Origin of the sequence: Salipiger marinus, assembly GCF_900100085.1 — a bacterium.
Taxonomy (GTDB): domain Bacteria; phylum Pseudomonadota; class Alphaproteobacteria; order Rhodobacterales; family Rhodobacteraceae; genus Salipiger; species Salipiger marinus.
On the sequence record NZ_FNEJ01000006.1, the window covers coordinates 242,063 to 266,687 of the forward strand.

30 protein-coding genes and 1 tRNA gene are annotated in these 24,625 nt (G+C 63.7%); 18 read left to right on the plus strand and 13 right to left on the minus strand.

Going from position 1 to position 24,625, the window contains the following annotated elements; genetic code table 11:
• Positions 1-9: 9 nt before the first annotated feature.
• A complete protein-coding gene (locus BLR51_RS09005) occupies positions 10-189 on the minus strand; it encodes a hypothetical protein (protein ID WP_089846046.1) in 180 nt (59 codons plus the stop codon).
• Positions 190-422: 233 nt separating this feature from the next.
• Here BLR51_RS09005 and BLR51_RS09010 point away from each other — a divergent pair, with 233 nt between their 5' ends.
• The 6 genes from BLR51_RS09010 to BLR51_RS09030 all read left to right on the plus strand — a co-directional run bounded on the left by BLR51_RS09010 (position 423) and on the right by BLR51_RS09030 (position 3,423).
• A complete protein-coding gene (locus BLR51_RS09010; RefSeq protein WP_089846048.1) occupies positions 423-1,040 on the plus strand; it encodes a LexA family protein in 618 nt (205 codons plus the stop codon).
• A 206-nt stretch (positions 1,041-1,246) separates the two neighbouring features.
• Complete coding sequence (locus BLR51_RS09015) at positions 1,247-1,495, plus strand: hypothetical protein (protein ID WP_089846050.1); 249 nt, start codon at positions 1,247-1,249, stop codon at positions 1,493-1,495.
• Complete coding sequence (locus BLR51_RS09020) at positions 1,470-1,733, plus strand: hypothetical protein (RefSeq protein ID WP_089846052.1); 264 nt, start codon at positions 1,470-1,472, stop codon at positions 1,731-1,733. Before BLR51_RS09015 ends, BLR51_RS09020 begins: the two co-directional genes overlap by 26 nt.
• Before the next feature lie 114 nt (positions 1,734-1,847).
• Positions 1,848-2,012 carry a hypothetical protein gene (locus tag BLR51_RS27715; RefSeq protein ID WP_165616779.1) on the plus strand — a complete coding sequence of 55 codons (165 nt, stop codon included), beginning with the start codon at positions 1,848-1,850 and terminating at the stop codon, positions 2,010-2,012.
• Positions 2,009-2,266: a hypothetical protein gene (locus BLR51_RS09025; RefSeq protein ID WP_089846054.1), complete on the plus strand. Its 258-nt coding sequence runs from the start codon at positions 2,009-2,011 to the stop codon at positions 2,264-2,266. The genes BLR51_RS27715 and BLR51_RS09025 overlap by 4 nt, the downstream gene beginning before the upstream one ends.
• Complete coding sequence (locus BLR51_RS09030) at positions 2,263-3,423, plus strand: tyrosine-type recombinase/integrase (protein WP_089846056.1); 1,161 nt, start codon at positions 2,263-2,265, stop codon at positions 3,421-3,423. Before BLR51_RS09025 ends, BLR51_RS09030 begins: the two co-directional genes overlap by 4 nt.
• Positions 3,424-3,513: 90 nt before the next feature.
• Here the strand turns inward: BLR51_RS09030 and BLR51_RS09035 are convergent, their stop codons facing one another.
• The 5 genes from BLR51_RS09035 to BLR51_RS09045 form a co-directional block, all read right to left on the minus strand.
• On the minus strand, positions 3,514-4,491 hold the full coding sequence (locus tag BLR51_RS09035; RefSeq protein ID WP_089846058.1) for a reverse transcriptase family protein: 978 nt from the start codon (positions 4,489-4,491) through the stop codon (positions 3,514-3,516).
• 142 nt (positions 4,492-4,633) lie between these two features.
• Entirely contained in the window at positions 4,634-5,365 is a 732-nt protein-coding gene (locus tag BLR51_RS27380; RefSeq protein WP_131821804.1) for a hypothetical protein, read from the minus strand.
• The gene (locus BLR51_RS27385) at positions 5,358-5,783 is read right to left on the minus strand and encodes a hypothetical protein (protein WP_131821805.1); all 426 of its coding nucleotides are present in this window, start codon (positions 5,781-5,783) and stop codon (positions 5,358-5,360) included. Before BLR51_RS27385 ends, BLR51_RS27380 begins: the two co-directional genes overlap by 8 nt.
• Before the next feature lie 560 nt (positions 5,784-6,343).
• Positions 6,344-6,419: transfer RNA gene (locus tag BLR51_RS09040), tRNA-Thr, on the minus strand.
• Between the two features lie 50 nt (positions 6,420-6,469).
• Positions 6,470-8,125 (minus strand): ABC transporter permease, encoded by a 1,656-nt coding sequence (locus BLR51_RS09045; RefSeq protein ID WP_089846060.1) that lies wholly within the window; start codon positions 8,123-8,125, stop codon positions 6,470-6,472.
• Between the two features lie 84 nt (positions 8,126-8,209).
• Here BLR51_RS09045 and BLR51_RS09050 point away from each other — a divergent pair, with 84 nt between their 5' ends.
• A complete protein-coding gene (locus tag BLR51_RS09050; RefSeq protein ID WP_089846062.1) occupies positions 8,210-9,091 on the plus strand; it encodes a hypothetical protein in 882 nt (293 codons plus the stop codon).
• Between the two features lie 107 nt (positions 9,092-9,198).
• Here BLR51_RS09050 and BLR51_RS09055 read toward each other — a convergent pair whose 3' ends face one another.
• Positions 9,199-9,456 carry a DUF2312 domain-containing protein gene (locus BLR51_RS09055; RefSeq protein ID WP_089846064.1) on the minus strand — a complete coding sequence of 86 codons (258 nt, stop codon included), beginning with the start codon at positions 9,454-9,456 and terminating at the stop codon, positions 9,199-9,201.
• Between the two features lie 121 nt (positions 9,457-9,577).
• Here BLR51_RS09055 and BLR51_RS09060 point away from each other — a divergent pair, with 121 nt between their 5' ends.
• Positions 9,578-9,793: a hypothetical protein gene (locus BLR51_RS09060; protein ID WP_089846066.1), complete on the plus strand. Its 216-nt coding sequence runs from the start codon at positions 9,578-9,580 to the stop codon at positions 9,791-9,793.
• A 78-nt stretch (positions 9,794-9,871) separates the two neighbouring features.
• On the opposite strand, the gene BLR51_RS09065 is transcribed toward BLR51_RS09060, so the two are convergent.
• On the minus strand, positions 9,872-10,072 hold the full coding sequence (locus BLR51_RS09065) for a hypothetical protein (RefSeq protein WP_089846068.1): 201 nt from the start codon (positions 10,070-10,072) through the stop codon (positions 9,872-9,874).
• A 209-nt stretch (positions 10,073-10,281) separates the two neighbouring features.
• On the opposite strand from BLR51_RS09065, the gene BLR51_RS09070 reads away from it, so the two are divergent.
• From BLR51_RS09070 to BLR51_RS09085, 4 genes are all read left to right on the plus strand, one after another.
• Positions 10,282-11,148, plus strand: a complete 867-nt coding sequence (locus tag BLR51_RS09070) for an MBL fold metallo-hydrolase (protein WP_089846070.1) — start codon at positions 10,282-10,284, stop codon at positions 11,146-11,148.
• Between the two features lie 73 nt (positions 11,149-11,221).
• Positions 11,222-11,653, plus strand: a complete 432-nt coding sequence (locus tag BLR51_RS09075) for a YeeE/YedE family protein (protein WP_089846072.1) — start codon at positions 11,222-11,224, stop codon at positions 11,651-11,653.
• A gap of 1 nt (position 11,654) precedes the next feature.
• Complete coding sequence (locus BLR51_RS09080) at positions 11,655-12,092, plus strand: DUF6691 family protein (RefSeq protein ID WP_089846073.1); 438 nt, start codon at positions 11,655-11,657, stop codon at positions 12,090-12,092.
• 9 nt (positions 12,093-12,101) lie between these two features.
• Positions 12,102-12,533 (plus strand): protein tyrosine phosphatase family protein, encoded by a 432-nt coding sequence (locus BLR51_RS09085; RefSeq protein WP_089846075.1) that lies wholly within the window; start codon positions 12,102-12,104, stop codon positions 12,531-12,533.
• A 17-nt stretch (positions 12,534-12,550) separates the two neighbouring features.
• On the opposite strand, the gene BLR51_RS09090 is transcribed toward BLR51_RS09085, so the two are convergent.
• From BLR51_RS09090 to BLR51_RS09110, 5 genes are all read right to left on the minus strand, one after another.
• Positions 12,551-13,657: a flagellar motor switch protein FliM gene (locus BLR51_RS09090; protein WP_089846077.1), complete on the minus strand. Its 1,107-nt coding sequence runs from the start codon at positions 13,655-13,657 to the stop codon at positions 12,551-12,553.
• A gap of 99 nt (positions 13,658-13,756) precedes the next feature.
• Positions 13,757-16,438 carry an ATP-binding protein gene (locus BLR51_RS09095; RefSeq protein WP_089846079.1) on the minus strand — a complete coding sequence of 894 codons (2,682 nt, stop codon included), beginning with the start codon at positions 16,436-16,438 and terminating at the stop codon, positions 13,757-13,759.
• Entirely contained in the window at positions 16,435-16,710 is a 276-nt protein-coding gene (locus BLR51_RS09100; RefSeq protein WP_089846081.1) for a hypothetical protein, read from the minus strand. Before BLR51_RS09100 ends, BLR51_RS09095 begins: the two co-directional genes overlap by 4 nt.
• Positions 16,707-17,093, minus strand: coding sequence for a response regulator transcription factor (locus BLR51_RS09105; RefSeq protein ID WP_089846083.1), 387 nt, complete (start codon positions 17,091-17,093; stop codon positions 16,707-16,709). Before BLR51_RS09105 ends, BLR51_RS09100 begins: the two co-directional genes overlap by 4 nt.
• A 95-nt stretch (positions 17,094-17,188) precedes the next feature.
• Complete coding sequence (locus BLR51_RS09110; RefSeq protein WP_089846084.1) at positions 17,189-18,502, minus strand: helix-turn-helix domain-containing protein; 1,314 nt, start codon at positions 18,500-18,502, stop codon at positions 17,189-17,191.
• A gap of 224 nt (positions 18,503-18,726) precedes the next feature.
• On the opposite strand from BLR51_RS09110, the gene BLR51_RS09115 reads away from it, so the two are divergent.
• From BLR51_RS09115 to BLR51_RS09140, 6 genes are all read left to right on the plus strand, one after another.
• Entirely contained in the window at positions 18,727-20,088 is a 1,362-nt protein-coding gene (locus tag BLR51_RS09115) for a substrate-binding protein (protein WP_089846128.1), read from the plus strand.
• Between the two features lie 83 nt (positions 20,089-20,171).
• A complete protein-coding gene (locus BLR51_RS09120; RefSeq protein ID WP_089846086.1) occupies positions 20,172-21,203 on the plus strand; it encodes a branched-chain amino acid ABC transporter permease in 1,032 nt (343 codons plus the stop codon).
• 2 nt (positions 21,204-21,205) lie between these two features.
• A complete protein-coding gene (locus BLR51_RS09125) occupies positions 21,206-22,411 on the plus strand; it encodes a branched-chain amino acid ABC transporter permease (protein WP_089846088.1) in 1,206 nt (401 codons plus the stop codon).
• A 10-nt stretch (positions 22,412-22,421) separates the two neighbouring features.
• The gene (locus BLR51_RS09130; protein WP_089846091.1) at positions 22,422-23,177 is read left to right on the plus strand and encodes an ABC transporter ATP-binding protein; all 756 of its coding nucleotides are present in this window, start codon (positions 22,422-22,424) and stop codon (positions 23,175-23,177) included.
• A gap of 28 nt (positions 23,178-23,205) precedes the next feature.
• Positions 23,206-23,961, plus strand: a complete 756-nt coding sequence (locus tag BLR51_RS09135) for an ABC transporter ATP-binding protein (RefSeq protein WP_089846093.1) — start codon at positions 23,206-23,208, stop codon at positions 23,959-23,961.
• Positions 23,962-24,045: 84 nt separating this feature from the next.
• The coding region (locus BLR51_RS09140; RefSeq protein WP_165616780.1) for an AMP-binding protein at positions 24,046-24,625 on the plus strand (580 nt) is incomplete at its 3' end.

Here is a 24,625-nt window from a genome sequence, read left to right on the forward strand (position 1 = left end):
TCTGGCAGATCATTCGGCGGCCACCTGCGCGGGGCCGCAATGCAGCTGCGCCGCAGGTGCCGCGCGCATGGCTTCCACCAGCCGGTCGATCTCGACTTCCGGCGCGCCCCAGATAAGGTGATCCGCGCTCAGCGGGATCTCCCGCGCCGCCGCATAGGCAAGCAGCGCCCGATTGGCGCGCGGCGGCATGTCACCGGGATCCCGGTATTTCGAGCCACGACGCCAAGCGTAGGCGGCCTTTTCTCTAAGGCCCCCGATAAGCGCGAGGCCTTCGATCGGCCCGATAAGCCGCTCACATACCTCAACTGGTGTCAGGTGTTTACTCATGACGCCAGATCTAGCGGCATCATACCAGATCTTGCAACTGATTTTTTCAGTATTTCTGTCAAGCAAGTTCAGTCACGAGTGACTACTTGGCGAATATGGATGTCAACTGGTTCAAGCAGCAGCAAAAACGCGCAGGCGTCACGGCCGAGGATATCGCTCAGGCCATGGGCCGCGCGCGCTCGAATGTGTCGAACATCTATGCTGGCAAACAGCGGATGTCCCTGGAATGGGCCAGAGCCTTTGCCCAGGTGCTGGATCAGCCGCTGGACGAGGTTCTGCGGCACGCCGGCACGCTTGAACCGGCAGAAGCACAGCACCTTTCCCCCGGCTTCGCTGAGGCAGATGCGGTGCCCTTCATCGGCAAGGGCTCGGAAACCCACAAGGCCGCCCAGATCGCCGCCTGCTTTGGTGGCGGACAACCCGGCGTGGATATATGGCAGGTGCGCCGCAACTCCCTGTGCCTTAACGGCATTCTGACCGGAGACTTTGTTCTCGTAGACACTCGCCAGTCAGAACTGACCAAGGCCGGAGACACGGTCATTGCCCAGCACTATGACTGGCAGACTGGCTCCGCGACAACGATCCTGCGCCGCTTTGAGCCTCCGGTTCTGGTCGCAGCCTCGATGGATCCCAGCGAACAGCGCGCCCTTGTCGTTGACGGGCGGAATGTCGTCATTCAGGGCAAGGTCATCGCGAGCTGGCGCGCGGCCTGACGCCCGGCACGCCCGCCCCTACTGCACCAGCATCCCGCAAGACCCGAACCTCCTGCAGCAACCTCCAGCATGGCTGAGCGGTGCATTTCTCCGCCACGCAGCCCTGCTTTCATTTTCAGCGTATTTCAGTTTTTCTGACATTTTCAGTTGACAGTTACGAGTAGCAACCCCTAACTCATGGCATCAACCTAGTTCAGGAGTTGGCCATGAACCTTGCCCCCGCCAATGATCCGGTCCCGCCCGCCCGCGCGGTGGTCGATGACCGCACACTGTCCCGCTTCGAAGTCGTGGCGCACAGCGCGCAGACGGTCGGAAGCATTTCCGATTCCGATGCGACCCTGCTGCTCCTGCTGGCAGCCCCGATCGCCCGCGAGCTGCAGCAGCGCCGCGCCGCGATGTCCTGCATCTGCGACATGACGGATCTCGCCAATGTGCACTTCCTGCCCGGAAGCTGACCGGCTGCCCGACACGTCGGAGCTGCAGTTCCGCGACATGACGCCGGAAGAAGAGCGCGCCTTTACCTACGCGCTCGACTGTCTGCGGACATGGGCGGCGCAGCTCAGCGCCGGTGCCGACAAACTCTCCGACCGGGCAGCGGATGCCCGACCGATGACGCCGAGGCAGATCGCCAAGGACCGCTTCCAGATGGTCGACAGCCTCGCGCACGCCATGCAGCTCGGCTTTGTCCGGTAGGCTGCTCGCCCGGGCCGCCCCCGGCGTCTCATCCCCATAAAAGGCGTCGGCCCGACCACCACTCACAGCCCTGCCACGGGCGGACGGCAGGGCACCCCTTCCACAGGTGCAACCGTGCAAACCGCAATCTTCCTGATCGCCTTCGTCTGCGCGTTCAGCGCCGGCTTCGCCGCCTTCAGCTGGGCGCGCAGGCTGGGTGACACGCTCGGCCCGTCCGAAGACGGCTTCACCACCTCCCTCAGGCAGAACGCCTCGCGCATGGAAAGGATGAGCCAATGACCCCGTTTATCGACGCTGACGCAGTGGCTAACCTGATCGGCTTTTCGTCGGGCCGAGCCTTTCTCGCCGCCCGCTTCCGGCTGGAAACACAGGAGCATTTCCCCCTGCCGATGCCGACCTGCCAGCGCCCGATGAAATGGCGGCGCGACGCGGTCACCGCATGGCGCGAGGAACGGGGCCTGCCCGCAGCCACCGCCCCGGTGATCCATGCCGGATCGAACGTCATCCTTATGCGGGAGGCGCGGCGGGCATGACCAAGGCGCCGTTCCCCAAGCTCCCCCGCGGCCTTGGCCTGCGGCAGCGCCAGCGGGCGGACGGCACCTGGCGCCTGTGGTGGGAACCTTCCGCCGATGCGCGCAAAGCGGGCACCCTGCCCGTAGAGCTCGATCCCGACCGGCCGACATGGTCGAAGCGGCAGGCGGAAAGCCTCAAATCGAATGCGGGCGGCTCCCGTCCGCAGCGCATTTCCTCGAGCGGTCGGACCGTGGATGCCCTGATCGCGGAATACCGCCGCTCCAGCCGCTTCGCAAAAACCAAGCCCGCGACGCAGAAGGGCTATCTGGCGGATTTCAACACGATCTCGAAGAAATGGGGCGGCCAGCCGATCGCGAGCTTTGATCGCCCGGTGATCTACACATGGTATGAGACGCTGCACAGGCGGACGCCCACCTACGCCTCAAAGCTGATCCGCTCCTTCTCGGTCCTGTTCAGCTATGCCGAACTGCTGGGCTGGCGCCCCGAGAATTCCAACCCCTGCTTCCGCCTGCAGCTTCAGCAGGCCCGGAAGCGCAAGCGCTATGCCACATGGGCCGAATATGATGCGCTGATCACCGCCGCCGAAGATCTCGGCCTGCCCGCCATGGCTGGCGCGATCGCGCTTGCCACCTTCGCAGCACAGCGGCAGATCGATGTCATCACGGCAGAGCTGGGCGCCTTTCAGGATCTGGACCTTGGGTCGCACAGACTCTGGGTCTGGGATCTGACCCGCTCCAAGCGCGGCAACCTTGGCCGCATCCCCCTGCATGACGAGCTGGCGCCCCGGGTGCGCGCCCTCAAGGAAGCTGCCCGCGACAACCAGACCCGTCTGTTCCATGATGATCTGACCGGGCAGCCATGGTCCGGCGACCTGTTCCGCAAGCGGTGGGCCACCATCCGGCAGCGCGCCGCCAAGGCCTGCCCTACCCTGCTCGATCCGAATCCGCTGGAGTTCCGCGACCTGCGCCGCACCTTCGGCGTCTGGGCCCGCTCCGGCGGCGCCCTGCGCGAGGACGTGGGCGACGTGCTGGGCAACTCCGCCGCCATCGACGCTGGCCTAGGCGAGGTCTACATGCCCGCGCAGCTCGAGACAGCAGCGCGGGCGGTGGCAGCGATTCGTCGACCCGGCGAGATTAGCTGGAAGAAAAACGGATAAGCCGCCTCCGCACGCGCTACGCGTTAAGCGTTAAGCGTTAAGCGTTAAGCGTTAAGCGTTAAGCGTTAAGCGTTCAAGTAGAGGTCTGCTTCACGTCGAAGAATCTCTATGCTTTATTACTTGAGAGTAATAATTTAGATGCCCCTCAAGACGACACGCATCTTCTTTCTTGCATAGACCCGACTGAAGCACGTGCCTATAGGCACGCAACTTATTTCGGTATCCTTTAGTTAACTTCACCTCTCCGCAATTTACTATTAAACCATGGACCTTCATTCTTTTCGGCGCAACGGAGAAGTAAGTTTTTTTCTTCGAAATCTTCCAGGGAGTACTATAAAAGATCGTCGACAACCTTTCCGGAAGAGAGGACGGATACACACCCTCAGACGAGAAAGTAATATCATCTGCATAGCGAGTTATTCTGATTCCCAGCTCCTCCGCCAATTCTGCTAGAGCGGTATCAACCTCAAACATCGCAATGTTGGAAAGAACAGGACTTGAAGGGGCACCTTGCGCAAGACCCCCATCATAACAAGAAAGCTTCGAGATTAATTCAGAGCTCTTGAAGTCATACCCAAAAGAACATAAGCTTGAAGCGATCAAACTCCGAGGCGTACTTGGAAAAAAATCCTCTAAGTCTATTGAATACACCCAACGCGCACTAGTATGACGCACTGCAGCATCAATATGCGATCTGCCCGGCACAAAGCCAAAAACATGGTCTGGAAATCTCGCCTTTCCTTGCAGCTGATACGATATCCACTTCTGTATGACTTTAAGACCAACCTTTGGCGCAAGAATCGACCTCTTACCCTTCCCCTTCGGTATGGAAAATTTCCGATAGTGGCGGTCGGGTTTGTTTATAAAAGACCACACAATTCCCGGATTGACGCCAAACATCGTTGCCAAAACCTCCTTCGAGGTAATTGGCATGCCCCCCCCCTCAATAAGCTTATTGATGCGTTGCAACTCTTCATGATCTACTACAGAATCCACAGCTTTTAAAAAATCTTCTCTTTCCGAGAAAATAAAAAACTGCGATTCTACAAGATTGTGCGGGAGTCTCATTTAGCAAACAATCGTTTCATGAGCGTCGGTCTTCGGACTGACGATTCGAAGGAGCGTCAGTCCGAAGACCGACGACCCTTCTGTACATAGCCTTGGCAAGTGGGCATGATACACACCCGCGCCTGAGACTCCCGCGATGTGATTATAGCTCATTTCGCCTCGCCAGGTCAAGAAACCGAACAACGTCCGGACTATTTCGGCGCTTTACTGTTCCAAGAACCTTCAAAGCACCTGCAGTCAGACAATAAAGTCCATCTTTCCGCCGGATGATCTGCCCCGCCCGTCGAAGAGCATCCAAATGTCTATTTACATAGTCAATCGGCGGGGAAGAAAACCCTTTTGACTCCAACCTTGAAATCAAAACTTCAACATTAATAGGTGCTGCTATTCGAAGCTCCATAAGGATAGCCGTTCGAGACGGTAGATTTTCATTGACCGTTAACTTCACTTCAAGAAGGGACAAGCTTGCGTTATTTATGTAGATAGCTGCACGATTCTTTATTTCCTCTAAGTAGCTTCTGGTCACACCACCCTTTGGAACAATCCAGACAGTACAGCCTTGCGAGTCAATCGTGAGGAACGAATTTCTCACCCATTCCGGGAATGCATGAAGGAGTGTCGCCCTCAACCCAGCCTCAAGATCAAAGTTAGCAGTATCATTTAGAATAAATTTAACAAGAACTCCCGAGCGAACCAATTCCTCAGATATTTTACCCAAATAAATATTTGAAGGCTTCTGATGGCCATTGCTATCTTTAGAAACCTCAATAAACGCATAGAATGCCAACCTGTCGCCATCCTGGCGCACCACAGGCCCACTAAGCACCAGACCAGACGAAGTCAGAATTTCCGCAACATCAGATGAATTAAGCATTTTCTTGCCTGACTATAGCGAGTACTATGATTGACCAGTGCTCCGCTTTCGCCACCCACTCATGCGCCTCGGTAACCGGCACCCCTGATAACTTAAAACGGGCAGAACGAAAATCTACTAGTGTTTCTGGAGTGTAATCCGCAACAACACGAATAGCGTAAGCCTTCTCCAAAGTCTCAGCAAATCCTAAATTTATTGAGCTGGCCTGCCTGCACCCCTGAACAAGGCTTACATCACCAAGCTTGTCAGCCTTCCTTTGAAGCGCCTTGATTCTCCTTTGAATAGTGCCTCTAAGAATTTCCGGAATGTTTTTATGTTTGATATTTCCTTCATACTTACTATCAATATTTATAAGAGCCTTTCTAACCAGCAGAAAAGTAGCATAATAGTATCTATTAAATGCGGATCTGGCATACATGTCTGCGCCGCAAACACCGGAAGAGTCTGCTGTGACGAGCCTAACGGCTTCAAGTTGTAGGTGGTGTGCGACGCTGTGCATTGGACAACTATTTTTTAAGTCTACGATGGAAGCAGTTGATATTTATAAGAGTACACGCACAAAGCGTCTCGGATTTGGATGCGATGGTACCTCAAGAGACTACCAAATTTGCTATGACCTGAAAACTGGCGAAGTCGGCATGTTCGATCCTAGCGTACATTCCTTACCACTGAACACAATGAGCAAGTTCCCATAGGTACGGATGAACTATTGGTACCGCCGGGCACGCGCATCACGCAACTTAGGTGACGGGCAACTCAGGACGTTGCGGTCAGAGGTCACAGCTAGTGTTCAATTTTTACTACCTGGCGCCGCGTCACCCCTCGAGGGTCTGACACCTTTTATCGCCGCAGCTGCAAAACACTTGAAGTACAACACTCACTTGGTTGACATCAACAAGCGTCCGATTCGGACATGCTCGGACACTCGGACAACGACACGAGAAAACTCGCGCATCTCTTTGATTTTAATCAATTATTTGGTGCCCCCACACGGACTCGAACCGCGGACCTACTGATTACAAATCAGTTGCTCTACCAGCTGAGCTATAGGGGCACCGTAGGTGCAGGGATATGCCAGCCCCGCCCCGGACTGCAAGCCCGAAACTACCGGTTGGCATGCGCGAGCAGGCCTACGGCGGCGAGACCTACGCCGATCACCAGCACTGCCGCCGGGGCGGCGCCGCCGAGGTTTTCCAGCGACGCCTGTTCATGCACCCGCGTGGCCAGCGTTTCATAGTTGAACGGGCGCAGCAGCAGGGTGGCGGGCAGCTCTTTCACGCAGTCGACAAAGACCAGCAGCAGGGCCGAGGCCAGAGAGCCTCGGATCAGCGGATAATGCACCTCGGCCAGCACCTGCCCCTGACTGCGCCCCAGCGACCGCGCCGCCAGCGCCAGATTCGGCGACACCCGTCCCAGCGCCGCATCCGCCGCCCCCTGCGCGATGGCGAAAAACCGCACGCAATAGGCCAGCACCAGCGCGAAGGCGGATCCGGTCAGCACCAGCCCGATCTCCTGCCCGGTCACGGCGGCCACGGTGTCCGCCAGCCGGTGATCCAGCGCGGCCAGCGGAATCAGGATGCCGATGCCCAGCACCGCCCCCGGCGCGGCATAGCCGATCGTGGTGACCGGCATCAGCCGGCGCGGCAGCACCCGCCCCGACACCCGCACGCCATAGACCAGAAACAGCCCGCCACACACGGTCAGCACCGCCGCGAGCCCGCCCACCATCAGCGTGTTCAGCCCCGCCCCCCAGAGCGCGGGATCGGCCCAGTTGCGGGCATGGTCCAGCGCATGCGACAGGATCACGCCGCCGGGCAGCAGGAACCCCAGCGCGAAGGGCAGAAGGCAGACCAGCAGCGCCGCCACAGCCGCCGCCCCCGTGAGCGGCACGCGGGCCACGGGGCGGTGCCGGATCGACAGGTTGAAGAACCGCATCCGGCGGCGCGAGGCCTTTTCCAAGAGCACCAGCAGGATGACCAGTGCCAGCACCGTGGTGGCGATCTGCGCGGCGCCGCCTGCATTGTTGCTTTGCAGCCAGACGCTGAAGATGCCGGTGGTCAGGGTCTGCACCGCAAAATAATCCACCGTGCCGAAATCATTGACCGATTCCATCATCACGATCGCCACCCCCGCCGCGATCGCCGGTCGCGCCAATGGCAGGCCCACGCGGCAGAACCGCCCCCATGCTCCCGCGCCCAGCGACTGCGCCACCTCGTCGGCGCTGGCGGACTGCTCGCGGAAGGCATTGCGGGCCAGCAGATAGACATAAGGATACTGCGCCGCCGCCAGCACGAGGATCGCCGCCCCCATCGACCGGATTTCCGGAAACCAGTAGTCGCGGGCGGTCTGCCAGCCGAAAGCCTGCCGGAGCCCGGTCTGCACCGGCCCGGAATATTCCAGAAAATCCACCAGCGCATAGGCGCCCACATAGGCCGGGATCGCCAGCGGCAGCAGCAGCAGCCATTCCAGCCAGCGCCGCCCGGGAAACTCGTAGCGCGACACCAGCCATGCGGTCACCGTGCCCGCGACACAGGCCAGCGCCCCCACCCCCGCCATCAGCACCAGCGTGTTGCGCAGATAGCGGGGCAGCGTGGTGGAGATCAGATGCGGCCAGATGTTCTCGCTCGGGAAGAGCGCGATCCAGAGCACGGCAAGGATCGGCGCCACCACCACTGCCGCGATCAGTGCAGCCCCCAGCGACCATGGGTCAGGCAGGCTGGTCAGCCGCAGACGGCGGGCGGTGTGGTCGGCAAGGCTCATGCGGGCATTCTCCTGCGGCGGCCGCGTTCCCCTCGCGGCGAAAGGCCTTATAGTGCAGGCATCGCGCAACAAAAAGAGCAGGCGATGCAGGTCATTCTTCACTTGGGCGTTCACGGCACGGATGAGGACCGTCTGCTGAAGACGCTGTTGCGCAATGCCGATGACTTCCGCCGCGACGGAGTGGCGATCCCCGGGCCAAGCCGGTATCGCACCCTGCTGTCGGAGGTGGTGAATTCGCTGGGTGGCGCGGATCCGGCGGAAGATGCGCGCGAGGTGCTGCTGGACGCGCTGCTGACCGAGGATGCGGTCGATGTGCATCGGCTGATCCTGAGCCACGAGAACCTGCTGTCGGTGCCCAAGCTGGCGCTGGCGGGCGGGCGGCTTTATCGTCGCGCCGAAGAGCGGGTCTGTGCGATCCAGAGGCTGTTCCGCGGCGATGCCGTGGAGGTCTGGATGGGCCTGCGCGACTTTGCCAGCTATCTGCCCGCCGTCTATCGCGAAAGCCCGGCGCAGAGTTTTGACGCGTTTCTGCACGGCGCCGATCCGATGCATCTGCGCTGGTCCAGCCTGATCCGCCGCCTGCGGGAGGCGGCGCCGGAGGTGCCCGTCACCGTCTGGTGCAACGAAGACACGCCGCTGCTCTGGGGGCAGATCCTGCGCGGCATGGCCGGGATCGACGCGGAGCGCAGGATCATCGGATCCTTCGATCTTTTCGCCGACATCATCAGTCCCGAAGGCATGAAGCGGTTCCGCAGCTTCCTCAAGGAGAACGACAGCGTCACCGAAGCGCAGAAGCGCCGGGTGATGATGGCATTTCTGGACAAATACGCCCTGCCGGAGGCGCTGGAGGAAGAGCTGGATCTGCCGGGCTGGGACGCCGCCTATGTGGACATGCTGACCGAGCTTTACGACGAAGACGTGTGGCAGATCAGCCGGATGCCGGGCGTCACCCTGCTGAGCCCCTGATCGCGCGGCGACGGGCGGGCCGCTGTCCCGCAGGTGTGCAAAACGACGCGGGCGCAGCCCTGTCTCAGGTGCCGCGCCCGTCAGGGATCAGGCCAAGCGGCGCGGGATCAGATCATCCCCAGCGCGGCTTTATACATTTCCAGCACCGCCTCTTCCTCGGCGATGTCGTCCTTGTCGCGCTTGCGCAGGGCGATGACCTTGCGCATCACCTTGGTGTCGTAGCCGCGCGCCTTGGCTTCCGCCATCAGCTCCTTCTGCTGCTCGGCAACAGACTGCTTCTCGATCTCAAGCTGTTCATATTGTTCGATGAATTGCCGCAATTCCTCGGCGGCCACGCCATAGGCGCCGGAAGTATCGTCCTGCATCTGCTGTTCTCCTGCCGGTATCGCGTCTGGTTACAGGCGGGCGCGCGCCCCATCAAGGGGTTGCGGCAGCGTGGGGGATGGATTACCGGGCTCCCGTTTGCGCAACGGGAAGGAACCGGGCATGGAATGGCTGATCTGGGTAGGCGCGGCGATGTCGCTGCTGGGACTTGTGGGGCTGTTCTGGTGCATCCTGCGCGTCTGGAGCGCGCGCCGCTCCGGGCTTGAGGATGCGGCGCTGCGCGAGGCGGTGCGCAAGGTGGTGCCGCTGAACATGGCGGCGCTGATGCTGTCGGTCTTCGGGCTGGTCATGGTGGTCGTGGGCATTTTCCTCAACTGACAGCCGTCCCCTGACCCGCTGCGCGGCAGAGCCCGCCCGGCGGGCGGTGCTCCGTCTCCCGCCGCGCCGTGACGGCACCTAGACCGGCAGGTTGTCCATCTCCGCCTCCAGCGCGGCGGCGGCCTCTTCACGGATGCGGTCGGCAAGTTCGGCGGGCACCGCCTGCCCCTGCGCGCGCAGTTCGGCGGCCCGCGCGGCGAGTTCGGACAGGGGCGCGGCATCCGCGCTTTCCGGCGCCTGATCTTGCGCCATGGTCCAGGTCTGCAGCGGATCGGTCATGAGCTGTCCTCCTTCATGAGGGGCCCCGCCGGGACGATGTCTGCGGCGCGGCCCCGATGGGTGGTGCCATCCCTGGCCTCATCGATGGCACGATCCGACAGAGTCTGCCCTGCCGGTCCCGGTCCTGCCATGATCCAGGTCAAGGACAGAAAGGTCTTGAAGACATATTCCATTATGATTATATGAACTCCGAACCGAGGGAGCTTTCCATGACCCAGCCCGATGTCACGGCCTTTTTCGACGAGGCCACCAACACGATCTCTTACGTGGCGCGCGATCCGGCGGGCCATTCCTGTGCCATCATCGACAGCGTTCTGGATTTTGACTACGCCTCCGGACGCACCGACACGCGCTCTGCCGATGCCATCATCGCTTTCGTGCGGCAGCACGGACTGACCGTGGACTGGCTGCTGGAAAGCCATGTCCATGCCGACCATCTGTCCGCCGCGCCCTATATCCAGCAGGCGGTGGGCGGCAAGATCGGCATCGGCGAACGGATCACCGAAGTGCAGGACACCTTCGGCAAGGTGTTCAACGAAGGCACGGAGTTCCAGCGCGACGGATCGCAGTTCGACCGCCTGTTCCGCGAGGGCGACAGTTTCCATATCGGCCAGATGCGCGGTGACGTGCTGCACACGCCCGGACATACCCCCGCCTGCCTGACCTATGTGATCGGCGACGCGGCCTTTGTGGGCGATACGCTCTTCATGCCGGATTTCGGCACGGCGCGCTGTGATTTCCCGGGCGGGTCGTCGGAAACGCTGTTCCGCTCGATCCAGAAGATCCTGTCCCTGCCGGACGAGACCCGGATTTTTGTCGGCCATGACTACAAGGCGCCGGGGCGCGACAGCTACGCCTGGGAAACCACGGTCGGCGCGCAGAAAGCCTCCAACATCCATGTGGCGGCGGGCACCTCGGCGGAAGAGTTCGTGCAGATGCGCGATGCCCGCGACGCGACGCTGGCCATGCCGCGGCTCATCATCCCGTCGCTGCAGGTGAACATGCGCGCAGGGCAGATGCCGCCCGCCGACGCACAGGGCGACGTCTTTCTGAAAGTGCCCGTCAACAAGCTTTGACCCCGCGCGCGGGCGGGCCGCCACGGCCTGCCCCGCCGCATCGCATCTCCTTGGCATAGGACACGCAGATATCATGCAACTCGACTGGATTTGGGGCCTGATCGGCGGCATGCTGATCGGGACAGGAGGCGCCGTGTTCCTGCTGGTCAACGGCAGGATCATGGGCGCGTCCGGCATCATCGGCACGCTCATTGACGGCTCGGCAGGCCGCAGCAGCGGCGAAAAGCTGAGCTTTCTTGGCGGGGTGATCCTGCTTCCGCTGCTGCTGACGCTGATCCCGGCGCTGCGGACGGTGGACACGCATATTTCGCAGATGCCGCTGGTGCTGGTCGCCGCGGGACTGCTGGTCGGGCTGGGCACGCGGCTCGCCAATGGCTGCACCTCCGGTCACGGGGTCTGTGGCATGTCCCGGCTGTCGGTGCGCGGCTTTGCCGCCACCGCCTGTTACATCCTTGCCGGGGTGGCGAGTGTGGCCGTGTTCCGCCATCTTCTGGAGGTGATCTGACATGGCACGACTGGTATTCGCCTTTCTGGCGGGGGGGCTGTTCGGCGCAGGGCTGTTCCTGTCCGGCATGACCGACACCGCCAAGGTGCAGGGGTTTCTTGACGTCTTCGGGGCATGGGATCCGACGCTGGCCTTCGTGATGGGCGGGGCGATGATCCCCATGGCGCTGGCATGGCTTTATGCCCGCGGGCGGCGACACTCGGTGCTTGGCAGCCCGCTCCCCGCCGCACCGGAGCGCCGGATCGACCGTGGTCTGGTGCTGGGATCGGTGATGTTCGGCACGGGCTGGGGGCTGGCCGGGCTCTGCCCCGGACCCGCCATCGCCGCGCTCAGCTATGGCGGGCCGATGCTGTGGATCTTCGTGGCGGCGATGCTGACCGGCATGGCACTGGCCCCGATGCTGCGGACGAGACTCGACAAGATCGTGGCGGCGGAATAATCCGTCATCATGGAGCTTCGTCAGATCACCCCCCGCTACACCGTCACCCCGCAGATCGCGGTGGAGGATGTGCCCGCCCTGGCCGAGGCAGGCTTCACCCTTGTCATCTGCAACCGGCCCGACGGCGAGGTGCCGCCAGACCTGCAGGCCGAGGCCATCGGTGCCGCGGTCCGGGCCGCTGGCATGGCGTTCGAGGTTCTGCCGGTCACCCATGACGGGCTGACGCTGGACACGATCGAGCGGCAGGCCGCGCTGGTCGCGGAAGCGCCCGGCCCGGTTCTGGCCTATTGCCGCTCTGGCACGCGCTGCGCCACGGTCTGGGCCATGGGACAGGCTGGCCAGATGCCGGTGGACGCGATCCTGTCCACCACCGCGGCGGCAGGATATCCGCTCGACGGGCTGCGCCCGACGCTCGACTCCCTCGCACAGCGCGAGACGTGATCCCCACCATCCCGGCATCAGCCGTCCTCTTCCATCGGGGCGGCTGAAAAGTCGAAATCGCCCAGATCCTCGCCGCCCATGGCGGCGGAGAAGTCGAATTCCCCCGAATCGAACTCCATCGCGGGCAGATCGGGCAGATCGGCGGCCAGATCCTCGACCGGCGGCGCGGGCAGCGGAGCCGCTGCCATCGGCGCCATCACCGGCGCGTCGGTCACGGGGTCGGGATCGGCGGACATGGCTGCCGCGTCACGGGGCAGGCCCGCAGGCCAGCGCAGCCGGATGGCCCGCATCCCGTTCATCTGGCCCAGACGCCCCCCCGCCACCGCATCCCCCTTTCCCGCGTAGAATTCCGCCCCGTCCAGCGCATCGCGCGGCAGCAGCAGCAGATCCCCCGGCTGCAGCGCCTGCGCCGCCCGCAGCGTCAGCCGGATCCGGCACAGCACCGCCTCCATCCGCGCGGGAAGCAGTTTCATCCGCTGTTCATAGGGACCGGGCGCGTCCGGCACTGGCGCCGCCGCGCTGTCCTCGGCCAGCCCCGGCTCCGGAAACAGCAGCAGAAGCTCGCCGCGCCGCCGCCCCAGCGCCAGATCGACCGACACCCGCAGCATCTGGTATTCCGGCGCATCAAGCAGCAGCGCGGCGCTGCGCGCGTCGTCGATCATGGCCCCGAACCGGAACCCTTCGAACCGGGAGCGGAGCGGATGATCCTCCAGATAGCGCACGAAGCGGTCCAGCGCGCCGTCGATCAGCGGCGCCATCATGGCGGCATCGGTCTGGGTCAGCGGCCGGTCGTCCAGCGGCATCTGGGTCACCTGCAGGATGGTCTGCACCTCGATCAGCCCGGTCATCACCTGACGGTCCACCGCCGCGATCCCCAGCACGCCCTCCGGCCCGTCCAGCAGCAGCAGCAGGGTGTCTGCGGGCAGGACGGAGACAAGGTTTTCCTGTTCGACCACTGACAGGTCGATCCCATGCGTCACCAGCGCCAGATCCCACAGCACATCCGCCGTGCGTGACAGCGCCCGGCGTAGCGCCTTGGCGGGCGACATCGACCGCGCCTCCAGCGCGCGGCGTGCAGCACTCGCCTTCTGGCTAAGGACATCCTGTCTGGCCACTGCCGCCATTCCCATTCCAGCCCGTTCTCTGGCCCATCTGCCCTAGCTGTATGGCGGCAGAAGGTTACCAAGCGCTTTAACCCGGCGGAAAAACGGCAGGGCTGCGCCCTATTGCGCGGCCAGAGCCAGATCGGCGGGCAGAACCACGCGGAAGGCGGCACCACCCTGCCCGGGCAGATAGGCGATCTCTCCGCCCAGCCGGGTCACGATCTGGCGGCAGATGGCCAGCCCCAGCCCCGCGCCCCCCGCCTTCTGGTCACTCACCCGGCTGAATTTCTCGAAGATCATGTCCTGCGCCTCGGGCGAGATGCCCGAGCCGTTGTCGATGAAATCGATGATCAGCGGCACCCCCGGCGTCACGCGGATGTCCAGCCGGGGCTGGGCGGCGTCGCAGTATTTGCGCGCATTGGCGATCAGGTTGATGAAAACCTGACTGAGCCGGTCCAGATCGGTGTGCAGGCGCACGCGTTCGGCCACCGGATCGCGCCGGATCAGCAGCCGCGCGCCGGCGTCATCCGCCGCCGCCGCCGCCGCCGCGCGGTCCAGCACATGGGCCAGCACGCCTTCGCGGAGGTTGAGGTTGACCTGCCCGTTTTCCAGCACCGACAGATCCAGAAGATCGTCCAGCAGCCGGGTCAGGCGGATCGCCTCGTCATGGATGATCGAGGCATATTTGGTCTGCTGCCCCGCACTCAGCCCGTCCGTGTCGCGCAGGATCTCTGAAAAAGCGCGGATCGAGGTCATGGGCGTGCGCAGCTCGTGGCTGATCTGGCTCAGGAAGGCGTCTTTCTGCACCGAAAGCCGGGTCAGCTTGGCGTTGACCTCGCGCAGCTGTCCGGCAGTGCGGGCCAGTTCCTGCGACTGCGCCTCCAGCCGGGCGGAGTATTCCATCATCTGCGCGGTCTCGTCGGCCACCGCCATCAGATCCTCGACCGAGACCGACATGCCGCCGACGATCTGGCCGACCATGGCATGGGCCGTGGCCGCCCCCACCGAGCCTGCCAGTTCACGCTCCAGCATCTCCAGAAAATCCGGCGTGGGTTCGGGCAGCGGACCCCGGGCGCCCTGACGCCGCGCCTCGCGTTCGAACAGCGCCTGCGCGTCGCGCGCGCCAAGGATGCGCTGCGCCATGATCATCAGATCCTCGGTCTGCGCCACGCCGCCGGTCCAGCTGCGCGGGCTGGGGGAATGTTCGAACACGTTGACGAACTGCGCGCCCTGCAGCCGTTCCAGCGGCTGCGGAAAGCTCGCCAGCGAGGCGAGAATGAAGCCGCCGGTGTTCAGCGTCATGGACCAGAAAAACGCATGCAGCAGTGGATCCAGCCCTTCGATCCCGAACAGCGCCTGCGGGCGCAGCCAGCCAAGCCCGAAGGGCCCGCCCGTGACCCAAGGTTCGGGCAGGAACACCCCCGCGCCGAAGCTCGGCAGAAACAGCGTGTAGCCCCAGCAGCCGAAGCCCAGCGTCAGCCCGGTGAAGGCGCCCAGCTTGGACGCGCCGCGCCAGAAGATGCCGCCCAGCATCGCGGGCAGCACCTGCGCCATCCCCACAAACGACACCAGCCCGATGGTGGCCAGCGCCTCGCCGCCACCGGACAGGCGGTAATAGAGATAGCCCAGCATCACCACGCCGATGATCGACAGCCGCCGCGCCAGCAGCACCACGCTGCGCACGTCGCCCGACACCTTGGCCCCCGGTTCCGCCAGCCGCAGCCAGAGCGGCATCACCACATGGTTCGACACCATGGTCGACAAGGCAATGGCCGCGACGATCACCATGGAGGTGGCGGAACTGAACCCGCCAAGGAAGGACAGCACCGCCAGCCCGTCCTGCCCCTGCGACAGCGGCAGGGTCAGCACGAACAGATCGGGGTTGGAGCCTGCGGGCATCAGATCCAGCCCGATGACCGCGATCGGCACCACGAACAGCGACATCAGCCCCAGATACAGCGGAAAGGCCCAGCTTGCGGTGCGCAGATGGGTTTCGTGGTCATTCTCCACCACCAGCACCTGAAAGATGCGCGGCAGGCACAGAAAGGCCGCCGCCGACAGCAGCATCAGCCCCGCCCAGCGTCCGCCGTCGATCTCCCACCTGCCCAGCGCCGAGGCGTCGATGCGCGCCAGCGTGGCGGAGAGCCCGCCGCCCAGCCCCCAGACCACGAACACCCCCACCGCCAGCAGCGCTGCCAGTTTCACCACCGCCTCCACCGCGATGGCCATGACCACGCCGTTGTGGCGCTCGTTCGCGTCCAGATTGCGGGTGCCGAAGATCACCGTAAACAGCGCAAGCCCCGCCGCCACCCACAGCGCGGTGTGGCCCTTTTCCTCGCCGGGGGCGAGATCCTCGGCGCTGAACACCTCGAAGCTCAGCGTGACGGATTGCAGCTGCAGCGCGATATAGGGCGTGGTCCCCACCACCGCGAGGATCGTGACCCCCACCGCCAGCAGGTTGGATTTGCCATAGCGCGACGAGATCAGGTCCGCGACCGAGGTGATGCGCTGCGACCGCCCGATGCGCACCAGCTTGCGCAGGATCCACCACCAGCCCACCAGCACCAGCGACGGGCCCAGATAGATGGTCAGGTATTCGAACCCGGTGCGCACCGCCGAGCCCACCGCGCCGTAAAAGGTCCATGCCGTGCAGTAGATCGACAGTGACAGCGTGTAGACCGCCGGGGACCGCAGCCAGCGCACCTGCCCGCGCAGCGCCACGCGTTCGGCGGCAAAGGCCACCGCGAACAGGAAGACCGCATAGGCCAGACAGACCGCGACCAGCGTGTTGAGCATGGTCATTCGCCCGTCTCCGCCTCCTCGCGCCGGCCCAGCGCATAGACCAGCACCGCAGAGCCCAGCACCAGAAAGGCCCAGACCCCGAACAGGTAAACGATGGCGCTGGAGGAGCGCACGCCGCCCTCTTGACCCTGTGGCCAGAGCAGCGGCACCAGCCACAGGAGCAGCCCCAGAAACGGCAGCACCCGCGCCGCATCCATCAGCCGCCTGCGCCGGTAGGACTGCCGTTCCAGAAACACCGGCGCCCTGCGGCGGCGCGGCTCCGGCGGGGTCATGCGTCGCCGTTGAGCGCGCCGTCCATAAGCGCGCGCACGGTGTCCAGCATCTCGCTGTTGGAAAAGGGCTTGGTCATGAAGGCGCTGACCCCTGCCCGTTCCGCCATCTCGCGGTCGCGGGTCTGGCCGCGTGCGGTCAGCATCAGCACCGGCAGATCGGCCAGCCCCGCCTCTGCGCGCAGGTCACGCAGGATGTCATAGCCGCTTTTGCCTGGCAGCATCACGTCGAGGATCACCAGATCGGGCCGCGCGCCGCGCAGGCGCGCATTGGCCGTGGTCCCGTCGGAATGGGTTTCCACCTTCAGCCCCTCGCGGGACAGGATGAAGCTGATCGCTTCGATGATGTTCGGCTCGTCCTCGATCAGCAGCACATGTTTCGACATGGCACCCCTTCCTCCACGGCTGCGGGCTCTCCCCTTCCCGAAACCATGGATCAACTCCCCCGGAGCCCTTGTTATCGCGAATGTTACCGGCCCTGTCAAAACTCCTGTTGCCGGGCATCCCCCAGAAGCGACGGCTCGCGCCGCGCGGGGCAGCCCAGCCGCGCACAGATGCGGCAGGTGACCCCCACCTCTTCGGCAGGCTCTCCTCCGGCGGGGGCGGCGGCGGGGGCGATCATCATATGCGCCTCAAGGATCGGATCGCGGTTCGGCTCAGGCAGGGCGGCGGGCTGCGCCACGGCATAGGCCTGCACCACCGATCCCTGCCGCCCGGCAAAGCGCAGCCGCCGCGCCAGCACCGCCATGGGGCGGCTCAGCGCCGGAAACAGCGGCCAGAGCGGGCAGTCGGCACCAAAGCGCGGGATCGGGAAATCCGGCAGCGGCTTGCCGAAGGTCAGCGCACCGGAGGCGTCGCAGATCGCCAGCCCCACCGGACCGCAGGGCGCATCGGCAGGCAGCGCCGCCAGACGCCGCATCATCCGCGCCGGGTCACTGTCGAACCGCCGCGCCAGCGCCAGAGGATCGGCACCCAGCTGGGCCACCGCCTCCAGCAGGACGGGCAGCGGCAGGGCTGCGGCATCCGCCGCCTGACGGCGCAGCGCCCGGCGCAGCAGGGCCCGGGCGCTGTCCGACAGGTCGCGGCCCAGCCCCGCCGCCACCTCCTCTGGCGGCTGGCCCGCCTCCAGCGCCGGAAAGTGGTAGCCCGCCGCCGCGAACACCGCCGTCATCTCCTCCAGCGGGGTGACGCTTTCGGTGGCGCCCCGGCCTTCGCTGTCCAGATAGCTGACCAGCGCGCGGCTGCTCTGCGCCAGCCGGGCGCTGTCTTCGTAGATGTTGCGGTGAAAGCGGCGCTGCCAGTCGGGATCAATCTCTCCGGGTTCGGCAAGGATCGAGGCGGCGGAACGGATCGCGGTCACGGTGGACAGCATCTCGTGCAGGGTTTCGGCCAGATGCGGGTCATGGGCCAGCCGGTCCGACAGGGTTTCGACGCTGCGCTCCAGCATCTCCACCCGGCCCCGCGCCTCGGCCAGCAGCCGCGCCCAGCCCGGAAAGCGCCCGGCAAACTCATCCGCCCGGTCCAGTTCGGCGGTGCTGCTGCGGCTGGCGCTGGCCGCTTCGCGCAGCGTCGCGATCAGCGCGGCCTCGGCCCCTTCGGTCAGCATCGACGGTTCGACCCCCAGCACCTGCGCGATGTCCAGAAGCAGCTTGCCGCCGATTCTGCGGCGATTGTGTTCGATCAGATTGAGATAGGAGGCTGAAATCCCGGCCTGCCGCGCCAGATCCGCCTGCTTCAGCCCCAGAATGGTGCGCCTTTCGCGGATCCGGCTGCCTGTCAACGTGTCGCGCGGCATGGGGCTTTTCCTGTGCTATCAACGGCTTTCTGCAGCGCGATATAAAATTATTTACCACGCCGGATCACATCCTGTTCATTTGTTGACAAAAAAATCCTGAATTGCAAAGCTGTTGTTGCGGAATTTTCGGTCTTTGCCAGATACTGATTTTGCACGGAACCGTGCCCGCACGCCGAAGGGAAGAGGAGCCCGTCGTCGTGCAGATCACCAAATGGGAGGATTCAATGTCCAACACTCTGACACGCCGCGGCGTGCTGAGGTCGGGTGCCGTGGCCGGTGCTGGCGTCGCGCTGCCGACGATCTTCACCGGCTCATCCGCCTCTGCCTTCACCAATGAACCCACCGGCGATACCGTCACGCTGGGCTTCAACGTGCCGCAGACCGGCCCCTATGCCGACGAGGGCGCGGACGAGCTGCGCGCGCTGGAACTGGCGGTGGAACACCTGAACGGCGGCGGCGATGGCGGCATGCTGCAGACCTTCTCCTCCAAGGCGCTGGACGGCACCGGCATCCTTGGCAAGAAGGTCGCCTATGTCAGCGGTGACACGCAGACCAAATCCGACGCCGCCCGCGCCTCCGCCAAGTCCATGATCGAAAAAGACGGCGCGGTGATGATCACCGGCGGCTCGTCCTCGGGCGTGGCCGTGGCCGTGCAGGGGCTGTGCCAAGAGGCGGGCGTGATCTTCATGGCCGGTCTCACCCATTCCAACGACACCACCGGCAAGGACAAGAAAGCCAACGGATTCCGCCACTTCTTCAACGCCTATATGTCGGCTGCGGCGCTGGCGCCGGTGCTGTCGCAGCTTTATGGCGACGAACGCCGCGCCTATCACCTGACCGCCGACTACACCTGGGGCTGGACGCAGCAGGAATCCATCGCCGCCGCCACCGAGGCCTTGGGCTGGGAAACGGTGGAGAACGTGCTGACGCCGCTAGCCCAGACCGATTTCTCCTCCTATATCGCGCCGGTGCTGAATTCCGGCGCCGACGTGCTGGTGCTGAACCACTATGGCGGAAACATGGTCAACTCGCTGACCAACGCCGTGCAGTTCGGCCTGCGCGAAAAGCAGGTGAACGGCAAGAATTTCGAAATCGTCGTGCCGCTTTATTCCGAACTGATGGCCAAGGGGGCCGGCGCCAACATCAAGGGCATCGTCGGTTCGCAGAACTGGGACTGGAAGCTGGAGAACGAGCGCGGCGCCAAATACACCGGCTCCAACGCCTTCGTGAAATCCTTCGGCGAGAAATACGGCTTCCCGCCCAGCCAGGCGGCACAGACCTGCTACGCGCAGGCGCTGCTTTACGCCGATGCCGTGGCCCGCGCGGGCAGCTTCAACCCCTGCGCCGTGGGCGAGGCGCTGGAGGATTTTGCCTTCGACGGTCTGGGCAATGGTCCCACCACCTACCGCAAGGGCGATCACCAGTGCTTCAAGGACGTGCTGGTGGTGCGTGGCGCGGAAAACCCCTCCGACGAATACAACCTTGTCGAGATCGTCGAGGTCACGCCGGTGGAACAGGTCACCTATGACCCCGAACACCCGATGTTCGCGGGCGGCAATCTGGGATCCTGCAACGCGGGCGTCTGACCCGCCGCACGGCCCTTCTCCGCGTTCCCGGCCCCGTGCCGGGAACGTCTTTCCCCGTATCCTCTGACCTCGAAGGCCGGGACATGGACGCCATCATCCTGCAAATCCTGAACGGACTCGACAAGGGCTCCGCCTATGCGCTGATCGCGCTGGGGCTTACGCTTATCTTCGGCACGCTTGGTGTCGTCAACTTCGCGCATGGCGCGCTGTTCATGATCGGCGCCTTCTGCGCGGTCACACTCAGCCGTCTGCTGACGCTCAGCCATCAGGTCCTTGACGAAAGCCGCAAGGATTTCCTTGGCAATCCGCTGAAAGTCGACGTGCCCTATGTCACCGAATGGTTCGGAGAGACGACCGGCGCCGCCATCATCGACTGGGCGGTGCCGCTGGCCATCCTGTTTTCCATCCCCGTCATGATCCTGATCGGGGTCATCATGGAACGCGGGCTGATCAAGCATTTCTACAAGCGCCCCCATGCCGACCAGATCCTCGTGACCTTCGGGCTGGCCATCGTGCTGCAGGAAATCATCAAGTATTTCTACGGCGCCAATCCCATTCCGACCCCCGCCCCCGAGGTGTTCCGCGGGTCGTTCGATTTCGGCGTGCTGCTTGGGTTCGATCCGAACGCGGTGATCTATCCCTATTGGCGGCTGGTCTATTTCGGCTTTGCCGCGCTCATCATCGGCGGCGTCTTCGCCTTCCTGCAGTTCACCACTTTCGGCATGGTGGTGCGCGCGGGCATGGCCGACCGCGAAACCGTGGGCCTGCTGGGCATCAACATCGACAAGCGGTTTACCATCATGTTCGGGCTGGCCGCCGCCGTGGCGGGGCTGGCAGGGGTGATGTACGCGCCGATCAATTCGCCCAACTATCACATGGGCATGGATTTTCTGGTGCTCAGCTTCGTGGTCGTCGTGGTGGGCGGCATGGGCTCGCTGCCCGGTGCGGTGCTGGCGGGCTTCCTGCTGGGGATCCTCGAAAGCTTCGCCTCGATGAACCAGATCAAGGCCATCCTGCCCGGCATTGACCAGATCATCATCTATCTGGTGGCCATCATCATTCTGCTGACCCGTCCGCGTGGCCTCATGGGCCGCAAGGGCGTGATGGAGGACTAAGCATGTTCGGTCTCGGCAAGAAAGACCTGTCCCTGTTCCTGATCGTCGTGGGGCTGGCGCTGTTCGCCCCCTTCCTCCTGAACCCCTTCCCCACCGGCAGTTCGCTGGCGCAGTTCAACGCGGGCTATCCCGACCTGATGCAGCGTTTCGTGATCTTCGGCATCTTCGCCATCGGCTTCAACCTGCTGTTCGGGCTGACCGGCTACCTGTCCTTTGGCCATGCCGCCTTTCTGGGCATGGGATCCTATGCCGCCGTCTGGATGTTCAAGCTGCTGAGCATGAACGTGATTCCGGCTATCCTGCTGTCCATGGTGGTGGCCGGGCTGTTTGCCGTGGTCATCGGCTATGTCAGCCTGCGGCGGTCGGGCATCTACTTCTCTATCCTCACGCTCGCCTTCGCGCAGATGAGCTACAACCTTGCCTATTCGGTGCTGACCCCCATCACCAATGGCGAAACCGGGCTGCAGATCACGCTCAACGATCCGCGCATCTTCGGCGTCAGCGCCACGGCGGATGGCGGCATTCCGGTGACCAACCTCTTCGGGCTGGAAATGCGCAGCGCCACCACGCTAGACATCGCGGGCTGGAGCTTCAGCTTTTCGGCGGGCTATTACCTCTGCGCGATCATGATGATCCTCGCCTTCTACCTTGCCATCCGCATCTTCCGCTCGCCCTTCGGGCTGATGCTGCGGGCGATCAAGTCGAACCAGCACCGGCTGAACTATACCGGGCTGAATGCGCGGCCCTATACGCTGGCGGTGTTTGTCATCTCCGGCATGTATGCGGGGCTGGCGGGCGGGCTTCTCGCCTCGATGGATCCGCTGGCGGGGCCCGAGCGCATGCAGTGGACCGCCTCCGGCGAGGTGGTGCTGATGACCATTCTGGGCGGCGCGGGCACGCTGATCGGGCCGGTGCTGGGTGCGGGCTTCATCAAGTATTTCGAGAACATCTTCTCCAAGATCAATGACGGCGTGCTGCACAGCTGGTTCGCCTTCCTGCCCGACGGCATCGAAAATCTGGTGGTCGGGCTGATCCATCCCTTCGTGGGCAAGGGCTGGCACCTGACGCTGGGACTGATGTTCATGCTGGTGGTGATCTTCCTGCCCGGCGGTCTGGTGGAGGGCGGCCAGCGCATCGGACGCCTGATGCGGCGACGCAAGAAGCCGGCGCAGGATCCGCGCAAGCCCAGCCCCAACCCCGCCGAATAAGGAGCACGTCATGGGTATTCTTGAAGTCAAGGACGTGAACAAGCGCTTCGGCGGGCTGAAGGCGCTGTCAGAGGTCAACCTGTCGGTGCGCGAAAACAGCGTGCATGCCATCATCGGCCCCAATGGCGCGGGCAAATCCACCCTGCTCAACTGTCTGGTGGGCAAGCTCATCCCCGACACCGGGTCGGTGCTGTTCGACGGGCAGTCGGTGCTGGGGCGCAAACCGTTCGAGATCAACCAGATGGGGATCTCCCGCGTGTTCCAGACACCCGAGATTTTCGGCGATCTGACGGTGATGGAAAACATGATGATCCCGCTGTTTGCGCGGCGGGACGGGTCCTTCCGCCTGCATGCCATCCGCTCGGTGCGGGCGGAACGCGCGCTGGTGGAACGCGCCGAACAGATGCTGACCGATGTCAAGATGATCGACAAGCGCAGCATGCACGCGGCCTCCATGTCGCGCGGCGACAAGCGGCGGCTGGAAATGGCCATGTGTCTGGTGCAGGAACCGCGGCTGCTGCTGCTGGACGAACCCACCGCCGGCATGGCGCGCGCCGACACCAACAACACCATCGATCTGCTGAAAGAGATCAAGGAGTCGCGCAACATCACCATGGCGATCATCGAGCACGACATGCATGTGGTGTTTTCGCTGGCCGACCGCATCACCGTTCTGGCCCAGGGCACGCCGCTGGTCGAAGACACGCCTGCCAACATCAAGGGCCACCCCAAGGTCCGAGAGGCCTACTTAGGCGAACACGCCTGATCCCCCCTGCTGAACGGAGCCCAACATCATGAATGTCAGACCGGATTTTTCCAAGAACGCCAATCAGGCCGAAACCGCCCCCGCCTTCCTGTCGGTCTGGGACATGCATTCCTATTACGGCGAAAGCTATATCGTGCAGGGGATCAGCTTCAACGTGCACGAGGGCGAGATCGTGGCGCTTCTGGGGCGCAACGGCGCGGGCAAGACCACCACGCTGCGCTCCATCGCCCGGCTGGGCAACCCGCAGGTGCAGCGCGGCGAGATCTGGCTGGATCACCAGCCGCTGCACCGCATGTCGTCGCATCAGGCGGCGGTGGCGGGGCTGGGGCTGGTGCCCGAGGACCGGCGGATCATTGCGGGCCTGACGGTGGAAGAGAACCTGCAGCTTGCCCAGATCGCGCCGCCGGTCGGCTGGTCGCTGGACCGGCTTTACCAGCTCTTTCCGCGCCTTGGCGAGCGGCGCAAGCAGGAAGGGGTCACCCTATCGGGGGGCGAACAGCAGATGCTGGCGATCGCCCGGGCGCTGGCGCGCGACATCAAGCTGCTGCTTCTGGACGAGCCCTACGAGGGGCTGGCCCCGGTGATCGTGGACGAGATCGAAAAAACCCTGCGCCACATCAAGGAACAGGGCATGACCACGGTTCTGGTGGAACAGAACGCGGTGCGCGCGCTGCAGCTGGCGGACCGCGCGATCATCCTCGATACAGGCTCCATCGTCTTTGACGGCACCGCCGCCGAGGTGCTGGAGAATGAAAGCCTGCGGGCGGAGTATCTGGCGATCTGACGGCGGGATCCCCGGCCTGCGACCAAAGCGGTCTTGATTTCCCGGTCCGGGCACGCATGCTCTGCGCAAAGAGGAGAGAATGCCATGACCCATCAGTCCACCTACCCGCCCTCGGCGGAATTTGTGTCGCGGGCGCATGTGGATGCGTCCGGGTATGAGGCGATGTATGCGCGGTCGCTGTCGGACCCCGAGGGGTTCTGGGCGGATCAGGCGGGGCGGCTGGACTGGGTCAGCGCGCCCACGAAGATCAAGAACACCTGCTTCGATTTTGGCGCGGTCTCGATCAAGTGGTACGAGGATGGCCTGCTGAACGTCGCCTATAACTGCGTCGACCGGCATCTGGCCACCCGCGCCGACCAGACCGCGATCCTGTTCGAGCCCGACAACCCCGAAGAACCGGCGCAGCACATCACCTATGCCCAGCTGTCGGACCGGGTGAACCGCATGGCCAATGTCCTGCTCAGCCAGGGGGTCATGCGCGGCGACCGCGTGGTGATCTATCTGCCGATGATCCCCGAAGCCGCCTATGCCATGCTGGCCTGCGCCCGCATCGGCGCGGTGCATTCCATCGTCTTTGCCGGGTTTTCCCCCGATGCGCTGGCCAACCGCATCAATGACTGCGGCGCCAAGCTGGTCATCACCGCCGACACCGCCCCGCGCGGCG

Bases quoted from the DNA above. Each gene is read 5' to 3' on its own strand.
- BLR51_RS09005 (WP_089846046.1), bottom strand. From the start codon at position 189: ATGCCGCCGCGCGCCAATCGGGCGCTGCTTGCCTATGCGGCGGCGCGG.
- BLR51_RS09010 (WP_089846048.1), top strand. From the start codon at position 423: ATGGATGTCAACTGGTTCAAGCAGCAGCAAAAACGCGCAGGCGTCACG.
- BLR51_RS09015 (WP_089846050.1), top strand. From the start codon at position 1,247: ATGAACCTTGCCCCCGCCAATGATCCGGTCCCGCCCGCCCGCGCGGTG.
- BLR51_RS09020 (WP_089846052.1), top strand. From the start codon at position 1,470: ATGTGCACTTCCTGCCCGGAAGCTGACCGGCTGCCCGACACGTCGGAG.
- BLR51_RS09025 (WP_089846054.1), top strand. From the start codon at position 2,009: ATGACCCCGTTTATCGACGCTGACGCAGTGGCTAACCTGATCGGCTTT.
- BLR51_RS09030 (WP_089846056.1), top strand. From the start codon at position 2,263: ATGACCAAGGCGCCGTTCCCCAAGCTCCCCCGCGGCCTTGGCCTGCGG.
- BLR51_RS09035 (WP_089846058.1), bottom strand. From the start codon at position 4,491: ATGAGACTCCCGCACAATCTTGTAGAATCGCAGTTTTTTATTTTCTCG.
- BLR51_RS27380 (WP_131821804.1), bottom strand. From the start codon at position 5,365: ATGCTTAATTCATCTGATGTTGCGGAAATTCTGACTTCGTCTGGTCTG.
- BLR51_RS27385 (WP_131821805.1), bottom strand. From the start codon at position 5,783: ATGTATGCCAGATCCGCATTTAATAGATACTATTATGCTACTTTTCTG.
- BLR51_RS09045 (WP_089846060.1), bottom strand. From the start codon at position 8,125: ATGAGCCTTGCCGACCACACCGCCCGCCGTCTGCGGCTGACCAGCCTG.
- BLR51_RS09050 (WP_089846062.1), top strand. From the start codon at position 8,210: ATGCAGGTCATTCTTCACTTGGGCGTTCACGGCACGGATGAGGACCGT.
- BLR51_RS09055 (WP_089846064.1), bottom strand. From the start codon at position 9,456: ATGCAGGACGATACTTCCGGCGCCTATGGCGTGGCCGCCGAGGAATTG.
- BLR51_RS09060 (WP_089846066.1), top strand. From the start codon at position 9,578: ATGGAATGGCTGATCTGGGTAGGCGCGGCGATGTCGCTGCTGGGACTT.
- BLR51_RS09065 (WP_089846068.1), bottom strand. From the start codon at position 10,072: ATGACCGATCCGCTGCAGACCTGGACCATGGCGCAAGATCAGGCGCCG.
- BLR51_RS09070 (WP_089846070.1), top strand. From the start codon at position 10,282: ATGACCCAGCCCGATGTCACGGCCTTTTTCGACGAGGCCACCAACACG.
- BLR51_RS09075 (WP_089846072.1), top strand. From the start codon at position 11,222: ATGCAACTCGACTGGATTTGGGGCCTGATCGGCGGCATGCTGATCGGG.
- BLR51_RS09080 (WP_089846073.1), top strand. From the start codon at position 11,655: ATGGCACGACTGGTATTCGCCTTTCTGGCGGGGGGGCTGTTCGGCGCA.
- BLR51_RS09085 (WP_089846075.1), top strand. From the start codon at position 12,102: ATGGAGCTTCGTCAGATCACCCCCCGCTACACCGTCACCCCGCAGATC.
- BLR51_RS09090 (WP_089846077.1), bottom strand. From the start codon at position 13,657: ATGGCGGCAGTGGCCAGACAGGATGTCCTTAGCCAGAAGGCGAGTGCT.
- BLR51_RS09095 (WP_089846079.1), bottom strand. From the start codon at position 16,438: ATGACCATGCTCAACACGCTGGTCGCGGTCTGTCTGGCCTATGCGGTC.
- BLR51_RS09100 (WP_089846081.1), bottom strand. From the start codon at position 16,710: ATGACCCCGCCGGAGCCGCGCCGCCGCAGGGCGCCGGTGTTTCTGGAA.
- BLR51_RS09105 (WP_089846083.1), bottom strand. From the start codon at position 17,093: ATGTCGAAACATGTGCTGCTGATCGAGGACGAGCCGAACATCATCGAA.
- BLR51_RS09110 (WP_089846084.1), bottom strand. From the start codon at position 18,502: ATGCCGCGCGACACGTTGACAGGCAGCCGGATCCGCGAAAGGCGCACC.
- BLR51_RS09115 (WP_089846128.1), top strand. From the start codon at position 18,727: ATGTCCAACACTCTGACACGCCGCGGCGTGCTGAGGTCGGGTGCCGTG.
- BLR51_RS09120 (WP_089846086.1), top strand. From the start codon at position 20,172: ATGGACGCCATCATCCTGCAAATCCTGAACGGACTCGACAAGGGCTCC.
- BLR51_RS09125 (WP_089846088.1), top strand. From the start codon at position 21,206: ATGTTCGGTCTCGGCAAGAAAGACCTGTCCCTGTTCCTGATCGTCGTG.
- BLR51_RS09130 (WP_089846091.1), top strand. From the start codon at position 22,422: ATGGGTATTCTTGAAGTCAAGGACGTGAACAAGCGCTTCGGCGGGCTG.
- BLR51_RS09135 (WP_089846093.1), top strand. From the start codon at position 23,206: ATGAATGTCAGACCGGATTTTTCCAAGAACGCCAATCAGGCCGAAACC.